The sequence below is a fragment of the Saccharopolyspora erythraea genome (assembly GCF_018141105.1).
Classification (GTDB): domain Bacteria; phylum Actinomycetota; class Actinomycetes; order Mycobacteriales; family Pseudonocardiaceae; genus Saccharopolyspora_D; species Saccharopolyspora_D erythraea_A.
Window position 1 is genome coordinate 2736084 of record NZ_CP054839.1, and the last position, 19931, is coordinate 2756014.

General features: G+C 71.8%; 16 protein-coding genes. 12 read left to right on the top strand and 4 right to left on the bottom strand.

All coding sequences use genetic code 11. The features are described 5' to 3' along the window. Positions 1–307: 307 nt before the first annotated feature. From ruvC to HUO13_RS12810, 8 genes are all read left to right on the top strand, one after another. Positions 308–907, top strand: coding sequence for a crossover junction endodeoxyribonuclease RuvC (gene ruvC / locus HUO13_RS12775; protein WP_211901594.1), 600 nt, complete (start codon positions 308–310; stop codon positions 905–907). Next, complete coding sequence (ruvA, locus tag HUO13_RS12780) at positions 904–1506, top strand: Holliday junction branch migration protein RuvA (protein WP_211901595.1); 603 nt, start codon at positions 904–906, stop codon at positions 1504–1506. Before ruvC ends, ruvA begins: the two co-directional genes overlap by 4 nt. Before the next feature lie 16 nt (positions 1507–1522). Beyond that, positions 1523–2602, top strand: a complete 1080-nt coding sequence (ruvB, locus tag HUO13_RS12785) for a Holliday junction branch migration DNA helicase RuvB (protein WP_211901596.1) — start codon at positions 1523–1525, stop codon at positions 2600–2602. Between the two features lie 407 nt (positions 2603–3009). Beyond that, the gene (yajC, locus tag HUO13_RS12790; RefSeq protein ID WP_211901597.1) at positions 3010–3411 is read left to right on the top strand and encodes a preprotein translocase subunit YajC; all 402 of its coding nucleotides are present in this window, start codon (positions 3010–3012) and stop codon (positions 3409–3411) included. 415 nt (positions 3412–3826) lie between these two features. Then, complete coding sequence (secD, locus tag HUO13_RS12795) at positions 3827–5422, top strand: protein translocase subunit SecD (RefSeq protein ID WP_211901598.1); 1596 nt, start codon at positions 3827–3829, stop codon at positions 5420–5422. Continuing rightward, positions 5419–6645, top strand: a complete 1227-nt coding sequence (secF, locus tag HUO13_RS12800; protein WP_211901599.1) for a protein translocase subunit SecF — start codon at positions 5419–5421, stop codon at positions 6643–6645. The genes secD and secF overlap by 4 nt, the downstream gene beginning before the upstream one ends. Further along, on the top strand, positions 6642–7190 hold the full coding sequence (locus HUO13_RS12805) for an adenine phosphoribosyltransferase (protein WP_211901600.1): 549 nt from the start codon (positions 6642–6644) through the stop codon (positions 7188–7190). The genes secF and HUO13_RS12805 overlap by 4 nt, the downstream gene beginning before the upstream one ends. Positions 7191–7364: 174 nt before the next feature. Continuing rightward, the gene (locus tag HUO13_RS12810; RefSeq protein WP_211901601.1) at positions 7365–9680 is read left to right on the top strand and encodes a RelA/SpoT family protein; all 2316 of its coding nucleotides are present in this window, start codon (positions 7365–7367) and stop codon (positions 9678–9680) included. Between the two features lie 4 nt (positions 9681–9684). Here the strand turns inward: HUO13_RS12810 and HUO13_RS12815 are convergent, their stop codons facing one another. Further along, positions 9685–10086 (bottom strand): VOC family protein, encoded by a 402-nt coding sequence (locus HUO13_RS12815; protein WP_211901602.1) that lies wholly within the window; start codon positions 10084–10086, stop codon positions 9685–9687. Positions 10087–10229: 143 nt separating this feature from the next. Beyond that, a complete protein-coding gene (locus HUO13_RS12820) occupies positions 10230–11054 on the bottom strand; it encodes a peptidylprolyl isomerase (protein ID WP_211901603.1) in 825 nt (274 codons plus the stop codon). A gap of 210 nt (positions 11055–11264) precedes the next feature. Here HUO13_RS12820 and HUO13_RS12825 point away from each other — a divergent pair, with 210 nt between their 5' ends. From HUO13_RS12825 to HUO13_RS12835, 3 genes are read left to right on the top strand one after another with little or no spacing between them, the layout of a single operon-like run. After that, positions 11265–11957 carry an MBL fold metallo-hydrolase gene (locus tag HUO13_RS12825; protein WP_211901604.1) on the top strand — a complete coding sequence of 231 codons (693 nt, stop codon included), beginning with the start codon at positions 11265–11267 and terminating at the stop codon, positions 11955–11957. Positions 11958–12000: 43 nt separating this feature from the next. Continuing rightward, entirely contained in the window at positions 12001–13263 is a 1263-nt protein-coding gene (hisS, locus tag HUO13_RS12830) for a histidine--tRNA ligase (RefSeq protein ID WP_211901605.1), read from the top strand. After that, positions 13260–13895 (top strand): hypothetical protein, encoded by a 636-nt coding sequence (locus tag HUO13_RS12835; RefSeq protein ID WP_211901606.1) that lies wholly within the window; start codon positions 13260–13262, stop codon positions 13893–13895. The genes hisS and HUO13_RS12835 overlap by 4 nt, the downstream gene beginning before the upstream one ends. A 55-nt stretch (positions 13896–13950) precedes the next feature. Here the strand turns inward: HUO13_RS12835 and HUO13_RS12840 are convergent, their stop codons facing one another. Further along, a complete protein-coding gene (locus HUO13_RS12840; protein ID WP_211901607.1) occupies positions 13951–15198 on the bottom strand; it encodes a YibE/F family protein in 1248 nt (415 codons plus the stop codon). 923 nt (positions 15199–16121) lie between these two features. Between HUO13_RS12840 and HUO13_RS12845 the strand changes: the two genes are divergently transcribed. Then, positions 16122–17234, top strand: a complete 1113-nt coding sequence (locus HUO13_RS12845; protein ID WP_211901608.1) for an Rv2578c family radical SAM protein — start codon at positions 16122–16124, stop codon at positions 17232–17234. Positions 17235–18286: 1052 nt separating this feature from the next. On the opposite strand, the gene HUO13_RS12850 is transcribed toward HUO13_RS12845, so the two are convergent. After that, positions 18287–19330 (bottom strand): hypothetical protein, encoded by a 1044-nt coding sequence (locus HUO13_RS12850; protein WP_211901609.1) that lies wholly within the window; start codon positions 19328–19330, stop codon positions 18287–18289. Between the last annotated feature and the right edge of the window lie 601 nt (positions 19331–19931).

Here is a 19931-nt window from a genome sequence, read left to right on the forward strand (position 1 = left end):
GCGCAGGGACGTCAACGGCCCAGCGCGGTCGACGGCCGAGACGCCCCAGGATCGTCGGCGGCCGTTCCGTCCCGGGCCGATCCGCGGCGGGGATCGTCACCGGCCGGAACCGCCGGGACGACCGGCCTGTCCGGAGTCGCACGGTCGGCGCCCGACGGCACGCCGCTGACACCTCAGGGCGTGCTGGGGTGGATCATGGCCAGTACCACACCGCCGGGTGAGGCGTGCGCGTGTCGTTGCGAGTGGCCCGCCTCGCCGGTCCGGTAGGGTTCGAACGCGTGTTCAGGCTGGTGCGAGGAGTGGTGACGTGCGGGTACTCGGAGTCGACCCGGGCCTGACCCGCTGCGGCATCGGCGTGGTCGACGGCGGGCGCGGCCGCTCCGTCACCTGCGTCGCGGTCGGCGTGGCGCGGACCCCGGCCGACCAGGAGCTGTCCGCCCGGCTGCTGGGCGTGGCCGAGGCCGTCGACGAGTGGCTGGACACCCACCGGCCCGAGGTCGTCGCGATCGAGCGGGTCTTCAGCCAGCACAACGTCCGCACCGTGATGGGCACCGCGCAGGTTTCCGGCATCGTGGCGCTTGCCGCCGCGCGCCGCGGCCTGCAGGTGGCCTTCCACACCCCGAGCGAGGTCAAGGCCGCGATCAGCGGTTCCGGCCGCGCCGACAAGCGCCAGGTGACGACCATGGTCACCAAGATCCTCGGGCTGGCCGAGGCCCCGAAGCCCGCCGACGCCGCCGACGCGCTGGCGCTGGCCGTCTGCCACCTCTGGCGGGCACCGATGGCGGGCCGGCTCGCCGAGGCCGAGGCGAAGGCCGCGGCGCTGGCCCGCAACCACAAGGCGCGTCTGAAGGACGCGCGGCAGGCCGCCGCCACGCGGGCGGCGCGGACAGGAGGAGTCCAGCGATGATCGCCTCGGTGCGGGGCCCGGTGCTGTCGGTCGGGCTCGACCACGCCGTGATCGAGGTCGGCGGCGTCGGCATGGCCGTGCACGCCACGCCGGCCACCCTGGCCGGTCTGCGGCGCGGGGAGGAGGCGCGGCTGTGGACGTCGCTGATCGTGCGCGAGGACTCCCTGACGCTGTACGGCTTCGCCGACGCCGAGGCGCGCGACCTGTTCGGACTGCTCCAGACCGCGTCCGGCGTCGGCCCGCGGCTTGCGCTGGCGACGCTGGCGGTGCTCAGCCCCGACCAGCTCTGCCACGCGCTCTCCGACGGCAACATCACCACGCTCACCCAGGTCCCGGGCGTGGGCAAGAAGAGCGCCGAGCGGCTGATCCTGGAGCTGCGCGACAAGGTCGGTACGGTGGCCGGGACCGCGGGCGCCGGTGCGCAGGCACCCGACCGGGGGCGGGTGCGCTCGGAGGTCTCCGAGGCGCTGGTCGGCCTGGGCTTCTCGGCGAAGCAGGCCGAGCAGAGCGTCGAGGCGGTGCTCGCCACCGACGGCGAGGTCGCCGACACCTCGGCTGTGCTGCGCAAGGCGCTGGCGGCGCTCGGCCCGAAGAAGTGACGGTGTGGGTGGCGTGATGCACGAGGATGCCCAGGTGGATCCGGGACCGACCGGCGACGAGGTGTCGCTGGCTCCGCAGCAGGAGAACGCCGAGCAGGACGTCGAGACCACTTTGCGGCCGCGCAGGCTCAGCGAGTTCGTCGGCCAGGCCAGGGTCCGCGAGCAGCTCGAACTGGTCCTGCACGGCGCGCTGAACCGCGGCGACCAGCCCGACCACGTGCTGTTCTCCGGCCCGCCCGGGCTCGGCAAGACCAGCCTCGCGATGATCATCGCCGCCGAGCTCGGCGCGTCGATCCGGGTCACCTCCGGTCCCGCGCTGGAGCGCCCCGGCGACCTGGCGGCGATGCTGTCCAACCTCGCCGAGGGCGACGTGCTGTTCATCGACGAGATCCACCGCATCGCGCGGCCCGCCGAGGAGATGCTCTACCTGGCGATGGAGGACTACCGCGTCGACATCGTCGTCGGCAAGGGGCCGGGAGCGACCAGCATCCCGCTGGAGATCGCGCCGTTCACCCTGGTCGGCGCCACGACGCGGTCGGGCGCGCTGACCGGGCCGTTGCGCGACCGCTTCGGCTTCACCGCGCACATGGAGTTCTACGAACCGGCCGAGCTGGAGCTGGTGGTGCGCAGGTCGGCGGGCATCCTCGGAGTGGACCTCCGCGACGACGGCGCGGTCGAGATCGCCCGTCGCTCGCGCGGCACACCCCGCATCGCCAACCGGCTGCTGCGGCGGGTGCGCGACTTCGCGGAGGTCCGTGCCGACGGCGCGGTCACCATCGAGGTCGCCCGCGCCGCGCTGGAGGTCTACGACGTCGACGAGCACGGTCTCGACCGGCTCGACCGCGCCGTGCTCGGCGCGCTGGTGCGCTCGTTCAACGGCGGGCCTGTCGGTGTCTCGACGCTGGCGGTCGCGGTCGGCGAGGAGCCGACCACCGTCGAGGAGGTCTGCGAGCCGTACCTGGTGCGGGCGGGGATGCTCGCCAGAACGCCGAGGGGCCGGGTGGCGACGGTCGCGGCCTGGCAACATCTCGGCCTCGTTCCGCCCCAGCACGCGCCCGGCGAGGCGACGCGGAGCCTGTTCGCCGACGAGGTGTGAGCCACCCCGTTCCGTGCGCCGGCGTGCGCCGCGCGTGGCGACCGGATGCGGCGCAGCGTTCGCGAAGCGAGGAACGAGCGCTAGCGGATCGACTCCGGGCAGGCGTGTGACCAGCGACGATGTTGTGATCGGCTGGGCGGGTCCGGGAGGCGGAGCCACGTGACACCGTGCGCAAGCCGACCGCGTCGGCGGCTTCGGAGTCACTACCGCGCGTGAACGCCGTTGAGCTGGTTGTGATCACGTCGCGTCGCCGGGAGGCGGCACCCGCTTCCCGCGGGCGAGTGGGCGTCGGGTAGTAGTGTCCCCGCTACCTCCGGTGGAACTGGCACACTGGGGGGCGTACATCCGAACAATTCGGGCGCGCCCTACACGCCGGTCACCGGCTCGCGCCCCCCGAACGGAGCAAGATGGATCTCTCATCCCTGATCTTCCCGCTGTTGATCGCCCTGCTCGCGGTGCCGCTGTTCCTGCAGGCGCGCAAGCAGAAGCGAGCCATGCAGGACCAGCAGAAACTGCAGAACTCGCTCGCCGCAGGGGACCGGGTCATGACCACGTCGGGTCTGTTCGGCACCGTGGTCAGCACCAGCGACGACGCCATCGAGCTGGAGATCGCCTCCGGCATCACCACGACCTGGGTCCGCGCCGCCGTGCGCGAGAAGGTGGAGACCGGGTCCGAGGCGGCCACCGAGACCGCGACCTCGACCGACGACGAGCCCGCGGAGTCCGCTGAGAAGGACACCGAGGAGTCGGCCACCGAGTCCAAGGCCCAGGTCGCCGAGCCGATCGAGCAGCAGCAGAAGACGAACTGACCGTCGCGCCGCGCGCGCGAGTCGGCGAGCGCGGGCACCCGGTCGCACCTCGGCCGGGCCGCTCGTCCCGAAGCAGGCCGCCGTTCCTCGGGTCACGCCCGGTGTCCGGTGGTCGACGCGCCGTTGATGACCCGGCGCAGTGCTGCCGCCGCGTGGCCTGTCAGACTTGACATGGGTTGTTGTGGATCATCCACCGCCGGTGACGGCGGTGGATGATCGCTGATCCCGCCCGGGCCGGACACCCGATGCTCGGCACGCGCGGTGCGACGCGTCCGCACGCGCCGCCCGACACGCGCCTGCCGAGCCGCGAGTGTCCGGTGCGCCACCGCTGGTCACCCTCGGTGCGCTCCCGGCCGGGCTCGACTCCGCTCCAGCTCGACCTCGACACCGACCGTGGACAGGAGACCGACGCACCGTGGCACCTCCGGCCGGGCAGATCCGCCCAGGGCGTTACCTCGCGATCTTCACGCTGATCGTCGCCGCTCTGTATTCGCTGGTGTTCCTCACCGGCGACCACAAGCCCTTCCCGAAACTGGGCATCGACCTGCAGGGCGGCACCCGCGTCACGCTCACGGCGCGCACGCCCGACGGCCGCCCGCCGACCAACGAGTCGCTCGACCAGGCGCGCCAGATCATCGAGACCCGCGTCAACGGCATGGGCATCAGCGGCTCCGAGGTGACCCGCGACGGCTCCAACCTCGTCATCACGGTCCCCGGCGCGGGCGGTGAGGACGCCAAGCAGCTCGGGCAGACCGCGGAGCTGAACTTCCGCAAGGTCGTGCCCGGCATGATGGTCCCGGCCAACCAGCCCGCGCCCCAGAACCCGGCACCGCCGCAGGGTCCGGCGGGCAACTCCCCGCAGAGCGCGCTGAACCAGCAGCCCGCGCCCGCGGACCCGATCGAAGAGGCCAAGAAGACCCGCCAGAGCACCGACCCGAACGTGCAAATGGCGGCGCTGCAGGCGCTGGACTGCAACGCCGAGGACCCGCTGCGCGGCAACGACGACCCGAAGCTGCCGCTGGTCGCCTGCGACCGCGAGGGCAAGCAGAAGTACGTCCTGGAGCCGGTGTTCCTGGAGGGCAAGGAGATCGACCAGGCCCAGGCGTCGCCGCCGAACCCGACGCAGGGCAACCCCGGCTGGTCGGTCGACCTCAACTTCAAGAGCTCCGGCGCAAAGGTGTGGGCGGACTTCACCTCCGCCAACGTCGGCCAGAACGCCGCGTTCGTCCTCGACACCGAGGTCGTGTCGGCGCCGACGATCCAGCAGGCGCTGCTCGGCGGCAACGCCAACATCACCGGCCAGTTCAACCAGCAGAGCGCCACCGACCTGGCCAACATCCTCAAGTACGGGTCGCTGCCGCTGGCCTTCGACCAGTCCGAGGCCGAGACGGTCTCGGCGACCCTCGGCGTCGCCTCGCTGGAGGCGGGCCTGCTCGCAGGCGGCCTCGGCCTGCTGCTGGTAGCGGTCTACTGCCTGGCCTACTACCGGCTGCTGGGCCTGCTGACGATCCTGTCGCTGGTGCTCTCCGGCGCGATCGTCTACGCGGTGCTGGTGCTGCTGGGCCGCTGGGTCGGCTTCACCCTCGACCTGGCGGGCGTGGCCGGTCTGATCATCGCCATCGGCATCACAGCCGACTCGTTCATCGTGTTCTTCGAACGGCTCAAGGACGAGATCCGCGAGGGCCGCACCTTCCGCTCGGCGGTCCCGAGGGCCTGGGAGCGGGCCAGGCGGACCATCCTCTCCGCCGACGCCGTCAGCTTCCTGGCCGCCGCCGTGCTCTACGTGCTGGCCGTCGGCCAGGTGAAGGGCTTCGCCTTCACCCTGGGCATGTCGACCGTGCTCGACCTGGTCGTGGTGTTCCTGGTGACCCACCCGCTGGTGGCGCTGGCGTCGAAGAACAAGTTCCTGTCCAAGCCGGCGTTCTCCGGTCTCGGTGCGGTGCAGCGCATGGGCGCCCAGCACCGCGCCGACCGCAGGCGCGCAGCGCAGACCACCGCCGAGGAGGCGTGACCGTGACGACTCCGGGCCACGACACCGCCAGCGCCGAGCGCGGCGGCGTCTTGCACCGCCTCTACACCGGTACCGGTGCCTTCGACATCGTCGGCAAGCGCGTGCGCTGGTACGTCTCGCTGGGCCTGCTGGTCCTGGTGTGCGTCGCCACGATGGCGATCAAGGGCTTCAACCTCGGCATCGACTTCGAGGGCGGCACCAAGATCCAGATGCCCGCGGCGGGCGCGAACGGGCCGATCAGCGCCGAGCAGGTCGAGACCTCGTTCCGGGAGGCTGCCGGCCGCCCCGCCGAGACCGTCCAGCTGGTCGGCACCGGTGACAGCCAGAGCATCCAGATCCGCACCGAGGCGCTGAGCGTCGACGAGGTCGGCAAGGTCAAGCAGACCCTGTTCAACGACCTGCAGCCGGTCGACGGGCAGGGCAGGCCCAGCCAGCAGGCGATCAGCGACAGCGCGGTCAGCGGCACGTGGGGCGGTGAGATCACCAAGCAGGCGCTGATCGCCCTGGCGGTGTTCATCGTGCTGGTGACGGTCTTCCTGACGTTCTACTTCGAGCGGTGGATGGCGGTGGCCGCGCTGATCGCGCTGGTGCACGACGTGGTCGTGACCGCGGGCATCTACTCGATCATCGGCTTCGAGGTCACCCCGGCGACGGTGATCGGCCTGCTGACCATCCTCGGCTTCTCGCTCTACGACACGGTCGTGGTCTTCGACAAGGTCAAGGAGAACACCCGCGGCCTGCTCGGACTGACCCGCCGGACCTACGGCGAGGCGGCCAACCTCGCGGTCAACCAGACCCTGATGCGCTCGATCAACACCTCGATCATCGCGCTGCTGCCGGTGCTGGGCCTGCTCGTGGTGGGCGCCGGCATCCTGGGCGTCGGCGTGCTGCGCGACCTGGCGCTGGTGCAGATGGTCGGCATGATCGCCGGTGTGGTGTCGTCGATCCTGCTGGCCACGCCGGTGCTGGTCGACTTCAAGATGCTCGACCCGAAGTACAAGGCGCAGGCGGCCAAGGTGCGCCAGCGCCGGGCGCGGGCGGCGGGCAAGGCCGCCGGCGGCGACGTCGCCGAGTCCGCCGAGGACGACGAGCAACGAGCCGAGCTGCGCCGCGAGCGGGAGATGGCCTCCGCGGCCAGCGGCCCGGCCCGCACCGGCAAGGGGCCGGAGTCGCGCCGCAAGCCCGCGGGCAAGGCGAGCAGGTCGAGGAAGCGGCGATCATGAGCGGTTCGGTGCGGGTGCTCGACGAACTCGACGCCGAGCTGCGGGCGGCGTCGGGCCTGGTCCGGGAGGTCCCGGACTTCCCGGAGCCGGGCGTGCTGTTCCGCGACATCAGCCCGGTGCTGGCCGACGGCCGCGCCCTGGCGGCCGTCGTGGCGGCGCTCGGCCGCGGCCACGACTTCGACGTCGTGGCCGGGGTGGAGGCGCGCGGCTTCCTGCTCGGCGCCGCGGTCGCGCAGGCCCACGGCACCGGCGTGATCGGTCTGCGCAAGCCTGGCAAGCTCCCCGAGGTCGCCCACCGGGTGGACTACCAGCTGGAGTACGGCTCGGCGTCGCTGGAGCTGCCCGCCGACACGCTGCGCACCGGTCAGCGGGTGCTCGTCGTCGACGACGTGCTGGCCACCGGAGGAACCCTGGACGCGGCGTGCCAGCTGGTCCGCTCGGCGGGCTCCGAGGTCGCGGCCGCGGCCGTGGTGCTGGAGCTGACCGCGCTCGGTGGCCGGGACAAGGTCCGGGATGTGGCGTTGCACGCCCTGTTGACCGTCTGACCTCACGCCCGGTGATCGGTCAGGCAGAAGCGCCGGCTGCGGTTCACAGCAGAGAGTGACCGCCTGCCGTCCGGGGGGCACGCCGGGGAAGGGGTGTCGCCCGAACGGCGTTATTCTCAATGTCCGGGTCAAAAGCCACGGATCCGGGACAAGTGCCAACCCCGGGAGCGTGCGGTGAGCCACGACGTCGAGTCCCCTGCTCCGGCGACCGAACCGGTCGTCCAGCCGCGCACCGCGTCGGCGACGCGGCGCGTGCGCGCGCGGCTGGCCAGGCGGATCACGGCGCAACGTGCCACCCAGGTCAAGCAGGTCCTCGAGCCGCTGGCCGCGGTGCACCGGGAGCTGCACCCGCAGGCCGACCTGGCGTTGCTGCAGCGGGCCTACGACGTCGCCGAGGACAAGCACCGCGACCAGCGCCGCAAGTCGGGTGACCCCTACATCACCCACCCGCTCGCGGTGTCCACGATCCTGGCCGAGCTCGGGATGGACACCACCACGCTGGTGGCGGCGCTGCTGCACGACACCGTCGAGGACACCGACTACTCGCTGGACCGGCTCAGCGGCGACTTCGGCGAGGAGGTCTCGCACCTGGTCGACGGCGTGACCAAGCTGGACAAGGTCAAGCTCGGTGCCGCCGCGGAGGCCGAGACCATCCGCAAGATGATCATCGCGATGGCCCGCGACCCGCGGGTGCTGGTGATCAAGCTCGCCGACCGGTTGCACAACATGCGCACCATGCGCTTCCTGCCGCCGGAGAAGCAGGCCCGCAAGGCGCGCGAGACGCTCGAGGTGCTGGCCCCGCTGGCGCACCGGCTGGGGATGGCCACGGTCAAGTGGGAGCTGGAGGACCTCGCCTTCGCGATCCTGCAGCCCAAGAAGTACGACGAGATCGTCCGGCTGGTGGCCAACCGGGCGCCCTCGCGCGACACCTACCTGCGGACCGTCATCGACGAGCTCTCCGGCCAGCTCGACACCGCGCGGCTGGCCGCCAGGGTCGAGGGCAGGCCCAAGCACTACTACTCGATCCACCAGAAGATGATCGTGCGGGGCCGCGACTTCGACGACATCCACGACCTGGTGGGCGTGCGGATCCTGGTCGACGAGGTCCGCGACTGCTACGCGGCGATGGGTGTCGTGCACGCCCTCTGGCAGCCGATGCCCGGCCGGTTCAAGGACTACATCGCCCAGCCCCGCTTCGGGGTGTACCAGTCGCTGCACACCACGGTGATCGGCCCGGAGGGCAAGCCGCTGGAGGTGCAGATCCGCACCCACGAGATGCACCGCACCGCCGAGTACGGCATCGCGGCGCACTGGCGGTACAAGGAGACCAAGGGCCGCAACGGCGGTCACGGGCACGCCGCCGTCGAGGTCGACGAGATGGCCTGGATGCGCCAGCTGCTGGACTGGCAGCGGGAGGCCGCCGACCCGGGCGAGTTCCTGGAGTCGCTGCGCTACGACCTGGCGACCAGGGAGATCTTCGTCTTCACGCCCAAGGGCGACGTGATCACGCTGCCGTCGGGTTCGACGCCGGTGGACTTCGCCTACACCGTGCACACCGAGGTCGGGCACCGCTGCATCGGCGCGCGGGTCAACGGCAGGCTGGTGGCGCTGGAGCGCAAGCTGGAGAACGGCGAGGTCGTCGAGATCTTCACGTCCAAGGCCGAGGGCGCGGGCCCGAGCCGGGACTGGCTGTCGTTCGTGGCCTCGCCGCGGGCCAAGGCCAAGATCAAGCAGTGGTTCGCCAAGGAGCGCCGCGAGGAGGCGATCGAGTCCGGCAAGGAGGCCATCGCCAAGGAGCTGCGCAGGCTCGGCCTGCCGATCCAGCGGCTGGTGTCGGCCGAGAGCATCGGCGCGGTCGCGCGGGAGCTGCACTACGTCGACGTCACCGCGCTCTACGCGGCGGTGGGGGAGAAGCAGATCTCGGCGGGCCACCTGGTGAGCAGGCTGGTCGCCTCGGTCGGCGGGGTCGACCAGGCCGCCGACGAGATCGCCGAGCGCTCCACGCCCTCGACCATTCAGGGCCGCCGCACGACCGGCGACTCCGGTGTGGTGGTCAAGGACGCCGGTGACGTGTGGGCGAAGCTGGCGCGCTGCTGCACCCCGGTGCCCGGCGACGACATCCTCGGCTTCGTCACCAGGGGCGGCGGGGTCAGCGTCCACCGCACCGACTGCACCAACGCCGACGAGCTGCGCAAGTCCCCGGAGCGGCTGGTCGAGGTCTACTGGGCGCCGTCGGCGTCGTCGGTGTTCCTGGTCGCGATCCAGGTCGAGGCGCTGGACAGGCACCGGCTGCTCTCCGACGTCACCAAGGTGCTGGCCGACGAGCGGGTGAACATCCTGTCGGCGTCGGTGACGACCTCCAAGGACCGGGTCGCGGTGAGCCGCTTCTCCTTCGAGATGGGCGATCCCAAGCACCTCGGCCACGTGCTCAAGGCGGTCCGCAACATCGAGGGCGTCTACGACGTCTACCGCGTGACCTCGGCGTCCTGACCGGTCAGCTGATGTTGACCATCCAGGTCACGCCGAACTGGTCCTCGCACGCCCCGAACTCGTCGCCCCACATCTGCCTCTCCAGGGGCACCGACACCGTGCCGCTGGAGGAGAGCTGGTCCCAGTAGCCGCGCAGCTCCTGCGCGTCGTCGCCGCTGAGGCTGACCGACATGTTGTTGCCCGCGCGGTGCTCGGACCCGGGCGGCGCGTCGGCGGCCATGAGCGTGAAGCCGCTGCGGGTCTCGAGCTGGCCGTGCATGATCTTGTCGGCGACCCCGGCGTCCTCCATGCCGAAGTCGCCGTAGGTGTTCATGTTGAGGTTCCCGCCGAACACCTGGTGGTAGAACTCCAGGGCCTGCCGTGCGTTGCCGGGGAAGCTGATGTAGGGGTTCAGTCGAGAGGTCACCGGTCGCTCCTCGGAGTCGGGCGCGCAACGAGGCCAGTGTGGCACCGGGGCCCGGCACCGGCCCGGCGGAAGGTGAGGACCCGCGACACGAAGAAGCGGGGCCGGCGGACGTCGCCGCCGACCCCGCTCAGCGCGGAGGAGTGCTACGCGCCCACCGTCGCCTGCTCGATCTTCACCGGCATGTTCGGCTTGCCGTCGCCCTCGCCGTTGACCGGCTGCACGCCCGCGCCGCCGACCTTGTCGAGGACCTTCAGGCCCTCCTCGCCGATGCTGCCGAACACCGTGTACTCCGGCGGGAGGTAGGAGTCCTGGTAGACCATGAAGAACTGGCTGCCACCGCTGTTGGGCTGCGACGACTTGGCCATCGCCAGCGTGCCGCGGGGGTAGACCACCGCGCCGCCCTGGTCGTAGGGAGCCGGCGCGGGCGCCAGGCCCACCGGCGGCTCGTCCTTGATCGAGTAGCCCGGTCCGCCGCCGCCGGTGCCCGACGGGTCACCGCACTGCAGGACCTTCAGGCCCTCGCCGGTGGTGAGCCGGTGGCAGTCGGTGCCGTCGAAGTAGCCGGCCCGGACCAGGTGGTCGAAGCTCTGCACGGTGCATGGCGCCTTGGCGCGGTCGAGCGTGACCGGCACGGTGCCCTGGCTGGTGCGCAGCGTGACGTTCTCGGTGCCCTGCGCCGGGGTCGGGGCCGGGTCGGGCGGTGCGGACACGGGCTTGGCGGCCGGTTCGCCGGGCGTCGCGGCGTAAGCGCACGGCCCTGACGTGCCCCCTTGCGGGGGCTGCGCCGCGGGGGTCTGCTCACCGCCGGTCCTGGTGAAGTAGAAGACGCCGACCACCACGACGACGACCACCGCGATCGTGGTGCCGATGGTGATCGTCCGGCGTCGCTTGGCCTGCTCGGCGCGGCGCTCCAGCTGCCGCTCCAGCTTCCTCTTGGCCGCCTGCCGACGTTGCTCGTTGCTGGGCAACTGCTCCCTCCCCGGTCTGGCGAAATCGATGTTGTTGCGGGGGAGTTTATGGGGTGCGGCCTGGCCCGAACCTGAGAGATCGGGGGGACGGTAACCTTGGGGCCGGGTTCTGCGCGCCGCGCGGGGCGGCCGCGACCGGGTGACCGGGGGCGTCGCCCGGGGCGCGGGCGGAGCCGACCGGCGCCGAATCGAAGGGAAGGGTCGCACCTCGTGCTTGTCCTCGGGTTTCCGGCCGGGCCGTTGCAGGCGAACTGCTACGTGCTCGCGCGGGGTGACGGGCAGCCTTGCGTCATCGTCGACCCGGGCCAGGAGGCCGGGCCCGCGCTGGCCGAGCAGCTGCGCGAGCACGCGCTCACCCCGGCCGCGGTGCTGCTGACCCACGGGCACTTCGACCACGTCTTCTCCGCGGGCGACATCTGCAGCGAGCACGGCGTCCCGGCCTGGATCCACCCCGACGACAGCTACATGCTCGCCGACCCGGGCGCGGCGCTCGGGCCCGCCGGGCGCCAGCTCTTCGGCGGCGGGCCGAGCATGCCCGCGCCCACCGACGTCCGCGACCTCGCCGACGGCGACCGGCTGGAGCTGGCGGGCATCACCTTCGACGTCGTCCACACCCCGGGCCATACCGGCGGGTCGGTGCTGTTCCGCACCGGCACCGACGAGGGCGGTCGCCTGGTGCTCTCCGGCGACACCCTGTTCGCCGGAGCCATCGGACGCACCGACCTGCCCGGCGGCGACCACGCGCGGATGCTGCACAGCCTGAGCACCAAGGTGCTCGCGCTGGACGACGACACCGCCGTGCTGCCCGGCCACGGCCCCACCACGACCATCGGACGCGAGCGCGTGAGCAACCCGTTCCTCCAGGACCTGCCCGAGGCGGCCGAGCAGCCGCCGGGCCGCTGACGCCCGCGCCGAACCCCGCTACGAGGACTGCGAACCAGAACTGATGAGCACCTTCAACGCCCCCAAGGGCATCCCCGAGTACTTCCCGCCGGAATCGGCGGCCTTCCTCGCGGTCCGCGAGACGCTGGCCGACGCGGCCCGCCGCGCGGGCTACGGCTACATCGAGCTGCCGCTGTTCGAGGACACCTCGCTGTTCGCGCGCGGCGTCGGGGAGTCGACCGACGTGGTCAGCAAGGAGATGTACACCTTCGCCGACCGCGGCGGCCGCTCGGTCACGCTGCGGCCGGAGGGCACCGCCGGTGTCACGCGGTCGGTCATCGAGAACGGCCTCGACCGCGGCCAGCTGCCCGTGAAGCTCTACTACAGCGGCGCGTTCTTCCGCTACGAGCGCCCGCAGGCTGGCCGGTACCGGCAGCTCCAGCAGCTCGGCGTGGAGGCCATCGGCGTCGACGACCCGGCGCTGGACGCCGAGGTGATCGCCATCGCCGACGAGGGCTACCGCAGGCTGGGCCTGACCGGCTTCCGCATCGAGCTGACCTCGCTCGGCGACGAGACCTGCCGTCCGGCCTACCGTGCCAAGCTCCAGGAGTTCCTGAGCGGCCTGCCGCTGGACGAGGAGACCCGCAAGCGGGCCGAGCTCAACCCGCTGCGGGTGCTCGACGACAAGCGTCCCGAGGTCCGCGAGCTGCTGACCGACGCGCCGCTGATGGTCGACCACCTCTCGGTCGAGGCCAAGGAGCACTACGAGCAGGTCAAGACGCACCTGAGCGACCTCGGCGTGGCCTTCACCGAGAACCCGCGGCTGGTGCGCGGCCTGGACTACTACACCAAGACGACCTTCGAGTTCGTCCACGACGGCCTCGGCGCCCAGTCCGGCATCGGCGGCGGCGGCCGCTACGACGGCCTGATGGCCGAGCTCGGCGGGCAGGAGCTCTCCGGCGTCGGCTTCGGCCTCGGGGTGGACCGCACCTTGCTGGCCTGCCAGGCGGAGGGGCTCGCGGTCGGCGACCAGGCGCGTTGCGACGTCTACTGCGTGCCGCTGGGCGATGCCGCCAAGCGGCGGCTGGTCTCCATCGCCGGCGGCCTGCGCGGTGCCGGTGTGCGCGCCGACGTGGCCTACGGCGGCAAGAGTCTCAAGGGCGCCATGAAGGGTGCCGACCGCTCGGGCGCCCGGTTCGCCCTCGTGCTCGGCGAGCGCGACCTCGAAGCGGGAACGGCCCAGCTCAAGGACCTCTCCAGCGGCGAGCAGCGGCCGGTTCCGCTGGAGGACGCGGTCGCGGCCGTGCGGGAGGCGCTGAAGCCGTGACCGAACCCGAGGTGGTCCCGCTCGACCTGCTCGACCGCGCCACGATCCGCAAGCGCTCGCGCAACGTGGCGATCGCGGCGCTGATCGTCGCCGCCGCCATGGGCGGCATCGTCGGACTGGTGGGCGGCCCCCTCGGTTTCGCGATCACCGCCGGGGTCGTCGCGCTGCCGCTGCTCGCGCTGGCCTACGTCGAGTCCCGCAAGACCTGCTGGATGCAGGGCACGATGGTCTCGGTGCGCGCGGCCGGAACCCGGCGCGTCGAGCTGAAGCAGGCCACCCGGCTCGACCTGTTCGTCACCGACATGCGCGGCGCTCGCACGGTGAACCTGCTGGTCGGCGGTCCGCCGAAGAACAAGGCGATCAGCATCTCGCTGGCGATGTACGCCGGGACCGGCGGCCGGGAACTCGGCGTCTACCCGCTGCGGCGGCTCGCCGATGCCCTGGCCAGCACCGGCGACACCCGGGCCCTGGTGCTGTCGGAACTGGTCGTGGCGCAGCTGAAGTCGGAGGCGCGCGGCGACGGTGCGCCCGACCGCCCGCTGTACCGGCTCGCGTCGCTGGCGCCGCAGGGCAGGATGGCGCAGCGCCTGCACCCCGACGCGGTCGCCAGGTTCGTCACCGCGCTGGACTGAACGAACCTCGGGCGCGGGTCCGACTGCTTTCTGCGCCGCCGACCGGCGCCCTGGTTCAGTCGCTCGTCTCCGGGCGCGGGCGGCGGCGGCTCGGGCGCCTCGTCGTGAGCCTGGTGGTCCCGGCGCCGGAGGCGGCGCCCTGGCTCACCCGCGAGGCCGCCGACGTTCCCGTGCCGCCCGCGGGCTCGCGGGTCGCGACCGCGGCGGCGATCGCCGTCGTGATCGGCACCGCCGCGACCAGGCCGATGCTGCCGACGAGGGTGCGCACGACCTCCTGCGCCACCGCCTGCGTGGTGACGACCTCGGTGAAGGTCCGGCCCGACAGCGCGTAGGCGAGCAGCAGCGGCAGCGCGGCACCGGCGTAGGCCAGGACCAGCGTGTTCACCGCCGAGGAGACGTGGTCCCGGCCGATCCGCAGCCCCGAGGTGTACAGCTGCCGCCACGACATCCCGGGGTCGGCCTTGCGCAGCTCCCACACCGCGCTGGTCTGGGTGACGGTGACGTCGTCGAGCACGCCGAGCGCACCGATCACGGTCCCCGCGAGCAGCAGGCCGCGCGCGTCGATGGGGGTGCCCAGCACGCCGATGAGGCTCGTGGTGTTCTCGTCGAGCCCGGTGAGCGCGGTGAGCCCGGCGAACACCGTGCTGAGCACGCCGATGAGCGCCAGGCTGAGCAGAGTGCCGAGCACGGCGGTCGAGGTGCGCGCGGAGAAGCCGTGCGTCAGGTACAGCACCACGAACATGATCAGCCCGGAGCCGACCACCGCCACCAGCAGCGGATCCTCGCCTGCCAGGATCGCGGGCAGCACGAAGCCGACGATCAGCACCAGGCTCACGCCCAGCGCGATGAGGGCCGCCACGCCCTGCCAGCGGCCGAGCACGATCACCGCGGCGGCGAAGATCACCGCCAGCAGCAGCAGCGAGCCACCGCGCTGGAAATCCACCACCTGGTAGGACGTCTCGCTCTCGGGGTTGGCCCCGGCGTAGGACAGCACGATGTCGTCGCCGACGGCGAACTTGGGGGTGCCGGGGTCGGTGGGCATGGTCTGCTCCATGACCCGGCCGGGCAGCGGCCCGTCGTGCATCCGCACCCGCAGCTTCACGCACGTCTGGTCGCCCTCGACCGGTGCTCCCTGCGAACACGGTCCCGCCTCGGCCGCGATGACCTCGGCCTTCACCGGGTACTGCCCGAGGCCCAGGTCGGCGCCGGTCCGCTGCTGGTGGCCGAACGGGTAGAGCAGCAGGGTGCCGACGATCGCGGCCAGCGCGAACGGCACCAGGGCGAAGGCGAGCAGCCGCTTCACCTGCCGGGACGCCGGATCGGCCGGGCCGTGCCCGTGTCCGTGGCCATGTCCGTGGCTCGGCGTCTCGTTCTGGCCTCGGCGGCGTCCTCGGCCGGTCCTTCGATCCTGACCCTGGTCGGGCCCTCGCTCCTGTTCCCGGCCGCGTCCGCGGCTTCGTCCCTGGCCGCGAGCGCTCGAGCCCGTGGTGTCCTCGGTTCCCCGGGGAGGTCCGCCGGCGTCTTCGTTTCCCGCGCCGTGTCCGGACTCGGAGGATGGGTGCCGGCCCTGAGCATCGGGCCGCGGGCGTCGCCGCCTGCCGGGCTCCTGCTCGGGGCCGCTGCCGGGCCGTCCGCGCCCCGGCGCCTGGCCTTCTCCGGGGTCCTGGGGCTCGCCGGGTTCCGGGCGCTGCCCACGTCCTGGGGGCGGCCAATGCCCGGACGCCGACTCTTGACCCGGGCCCGGAGCCTGTCCCGGTGCCGGTCCTTGTCCCGGGCTCGGCCCTTGCCCCGGGGATGGTCCTCGTCCTGGGGGCGGCCCCTGTGCAGGACGCCGCCGCCGGCCCGGCCGAGGCTCCTGCCACCGGCTCTGCTCGAAATCCTGGTGGGGAGCCGCGCCGGGGGGCCGGTGGCCTTCGACGTGCCGCCTGCCCGGCTCGTGCGAACCGGTGTCGGTGCCGTTGTCCGGCCTGCGATGCCGACGAGTCGGGCGATGCCCCTCGCCTCCTGGTGGTTCTGCTGGGGGACGGTCGTCGGTCACCCGTCAATCGTATTGGGCGTTCGGGGGCTGTCGCTCGCAGTGCTCGTCGCCGAGGCACTTGGGGACCACGGAGGGAACGCGATCCGCCGCCTCGCGGAGACGCGCACCGCTCAGTGACGGCAGACACGATGGGCTGAACAGCGATGACCCCACTCGACATGATCTCGAAACTGTGTTCGAATCGAGTCATGCGTTGGGAACAACAGCGGGTCGCCCCGCCCGCCGAGCCAGGTACCACGCCGGAGCTGCCGCTGGCGCTGCCCGAGCGGGAGCCGGTGCGCGGCGGCCGGGCCGGCCTGCGGTTGCCGGAGCCGGTGCCGATCGAGGCGGGCACCGAGGACGCCTACGCCATCGAGATCCACGCGAAGTCGATCCTGAACCGGGTCCCGTCGGTCTCGGCGGTGCCGTTCGAGTGGACGCTCAACCCCTACCGGGGCTGCGGACATGCCTGCAGGTATTGCTTCGCGAGGCGCACTCACACGTACTTGGACCTGGACGCGGGGCACGACTTCGACAGCAAGATCGTGGTGAAGGTCAACGCGGGGGCGCTGCTGCGCCGCGAGCTGGCCGGCCCGCGCTGGACGGGCGAGCCGATCGCGATGGGCACCAACACCGACCCGTACCAGCGGGCGGAGGGGCGCTACCGGCTGATGCGGGAGATCCTGACCATCCTGGGGGAGCGGGCCAACCCGTTCTCGATCCTCACCAAGGGCACTCTCATCCTGCGCGACATGGACCTGATCCTGCGTGCCGCCGAGGTCGCGAAGGTTTCGGTCGCCGTGTCGATCGGCTCGGTCGACGAGGTGCTGTGGCGCAAGGTCGAGCCCGGGACCCCCTCGCCGCTGCGCAGACTCGAGGTCGTGCGGCGGTTCGCCGAGTCCGGGCTGGGGTGCTCGGTGCTGATGGCGCCGATCCTGCCGGGGCTCAGCGACTCGCCGGAGCAGATCGACGAGACAGTGGCCGCCCTGACGGCGGCCGGTGCCTCCAGCATCACGCCGCTGGTCCTGCATCTGCGCCCGGGAGCGCGCGAGTGGTACCACCGCTGGCTGCGGGAGGAGTACCCGCACCTGCTGCCGATGTACGAACGGCTGTACCGCAACGGCGCATATGCCCCGAAGTCCTACCAGCGCCACATCGCCGAACTGGTCGACGACGCGAAGCGGCGTCATGGCGCCGGGGGTGGAGCCGACCGGAACTTCCGGGAGACCGCGCAACCGGTGGAGGCTGAAGCAGGGGACACCCGGCCACGTCTCGCCGCGGCCGCCCGGCAGTCAGGGGACCAGCAGATGACCCTGTTGTGACCGCAGGCGGTGCGCTGCTGCACGGGAGCGGATGTCGGGCCGCGGTGGGCGGCGGGCAAAACGATCAGAGCAGCGGCTGCCGGGCCGGGCGGTAGGTGGCAGGAAGACGATGAGAGCAGCGAGCCGAGGCCGGGCAGTGGGGCAGGGGAAAACGATCACGGCCGCTTGTGTGGGGCCACGCGGCCGGCAGCCGGACCATCGCGGCACGGCACCGCCGGACAGGCAGCCAGGAGGCCGACCGCCGCACATGTGGGCGGGATGATCGGCAGGCGGACGACCGACCCCACGGGACTCGTCTGATGGCTGGCCGCTGATGGCCGACTGCTGATGGCTGGCCGCGGATCTGGTTCGGCCGCGGATTGTCGGCCGCTCGGGGTGCTGATGGTCGGGGCAGCAGGAATGGCCCGCCACAGCCCGCCGGTGGTGGCCGACGCCGGCTGCCAGCTGCCGGCCGACGTCGGCTGCGCAGACGGCGCGCCGGTGGTGGCCGTTCGCTTGCCGCCCGTTAGAACGATGCCGTGGCTCTGGCCCTCGGCCCGCTGACTGAGCGGCCGCCGTCTTGGTGCGACTGAGCGGCGGCCGTCCTGGGGCGCTGGCGTGACCGGTGCTCCTCGGGCGGTTGCGCTGCGGGTTCGTGGTGCCGTGGGCGACGCGCGTCGTCTGCTGCGACCGTTGTGCGCTGCTGCGATCGGTGCTCCTCGCCGGTTTCCCCTTGCCTCATAACGGGGTTCGCCAATAGTCCCGCCCAGTGGACGTGGAATTCGTATCTCGTGACGCGAAACGTCCAACCTTTGCAGAAAACGATTTCCCGCACTGTTGTCGTGATTACAAAAGTTTTCTTTAGGTGAATTGAGTGTCAATCATGTCGGCGGCTCAGCGAATTGGCCCAACGACTTGGTTTGACGATTACGTTTCGTGCTTGTTTGGTTCGCTCGTTCGGCGGAGCAGGCACCCGATCGTTCGGCGCAGCAGGTGTCCGGTCGATCAGCGCAGCGGTCGCCGCGCACACCGAACGGCCGACCCGGCGTGCGGGTCGGCCGTGGAGTAGTTGGTCAGGCGCGTGGCGCCGGGCTCGGCTGCTGCGGCGCCGGGGACGCCGGGGCATCGGGGTCCCACCGGACGCCGAAGACGCCCATGCCGAAGTCGAGGGCGACCGCGTGGGTGCGGCCGTAGCGGTCGACCGCCAGCGGCTTGGGCTGCTCGACCTCCTGGCCCGAGGAGTCGCCGACGTAGCTGTCGCACTTCCGCGGGGGGTGCGCCGGGTCGAACTGCAACTCGATGACGTACTGGCGCACCGGTAACCGGAACACCCGGCAGAAGGAGTGGTCGTCCTCGTTGAGCCCGGTCGGCGGCTCGATGATCTCGTACTCGATCAGGATCGTCTCGCCCCGCGCGAGCGCGCGGTCGAACAGCAGCTCGGCGACCACCATGTCGCGCGCGTGGTCGGTGAGCACCTGGCCGAGGCGGCACGAGCGGATCGGCCGGATGATCGGCGGCGTCTCGCTGGACGAAGCGCCGTCGAACATGATGATCCACCGGTCGGCGCCGTTGCACTCGGCGCGGATGAGCTTGCGGGTCCGGATCTTGCGGAGCTCGCCCTGGTCGTCGACGTGCACCACGTCGTGGTGGCTGAGCCGGGTGAGCTTGCTGTCGTGGCTGGTGTCGATCCTGGTGAGCAGCTCGACGGCCGACTCGTTGTCGGCCCAGAACGCGCTCAGCGGCGGTGCGTCGCTGGAGGCCTGCCGGGTGCGGCCGCGCGGGCGCGGCGGACCGAGCAGTGCCGACAGCGCGCCCTCCGGCACGCCGAGCACGCTTTCGAGCTGTTGCAGCGCCAGCAGCGAGTCCGGCCGCTCCGGCCTGCGGCGGCCGGACTGCCAGTAGCTGAGGGCGGTGATGCTGACGGGGGTGCCGCGGGCGCGCAGGCGGTGCTGGATGCGCTCCAGGCTCAGCCGGCTGGATCGGATCGCCGTCCGCAGGGCCGCCTCGAACGGACCGGTCCGCAGCAGTTCGGCCAGTTCGGCTGAGATGGAGCTCTCCCGGTCGCCGCGGACGACGGCCGAAGCGCCCGGACGTATCTCGGTTTTCGGACCGGTCATCGTTACTCCTCGTGTCCGCCGAATTCCGAACTAAACCTAATGAGTGGATCAAAGATATGCAACGACCGGGTACCGGATTGGCCCTAGTACTTAAGGATGGGATGAAGCCGACTTAAGGAGGTGTCGGATCCGGGCCAGGCTCGTAACAATGCCTGGCCCTGTCGCGGCGCCCCGCGAATCAGTTGAATTGTGTACCGTCGGCGGCCTAATTGGTATCGACCATTCGCGTGTCCGGTTCGCCGTCCGACGCCAGCCTGCGCGCGCTCGACCCGGCCCCACCGGCGCGCTCGGAGCTTCGGTGGCTGCTCGGCGTTGCCCTGCCTCACCGGGGCGCCGACGGCAGCAGCGGGGAGCGGTTCAACCGCCGCGCACAGATCGGCAACCTGATCCGGAGACTTGCCGCCCTGCCGCCTGCGGACTCGCCGCCTGGCATCCGCGGACTCACCGCCCTGGCCCCGCGGACTCACCGCCGCTCCCAGGTCAGCAGCCGTAGTCCTGGCTACTCGCCGCCGCGCCCGCCGTTGCGCTACCTCTGCCTGTCGCCCCGCTCTCGCCACTGGCGCCGAGGTCGCACCGCGCTCGCCGCTGCGCCCCGCTGTCG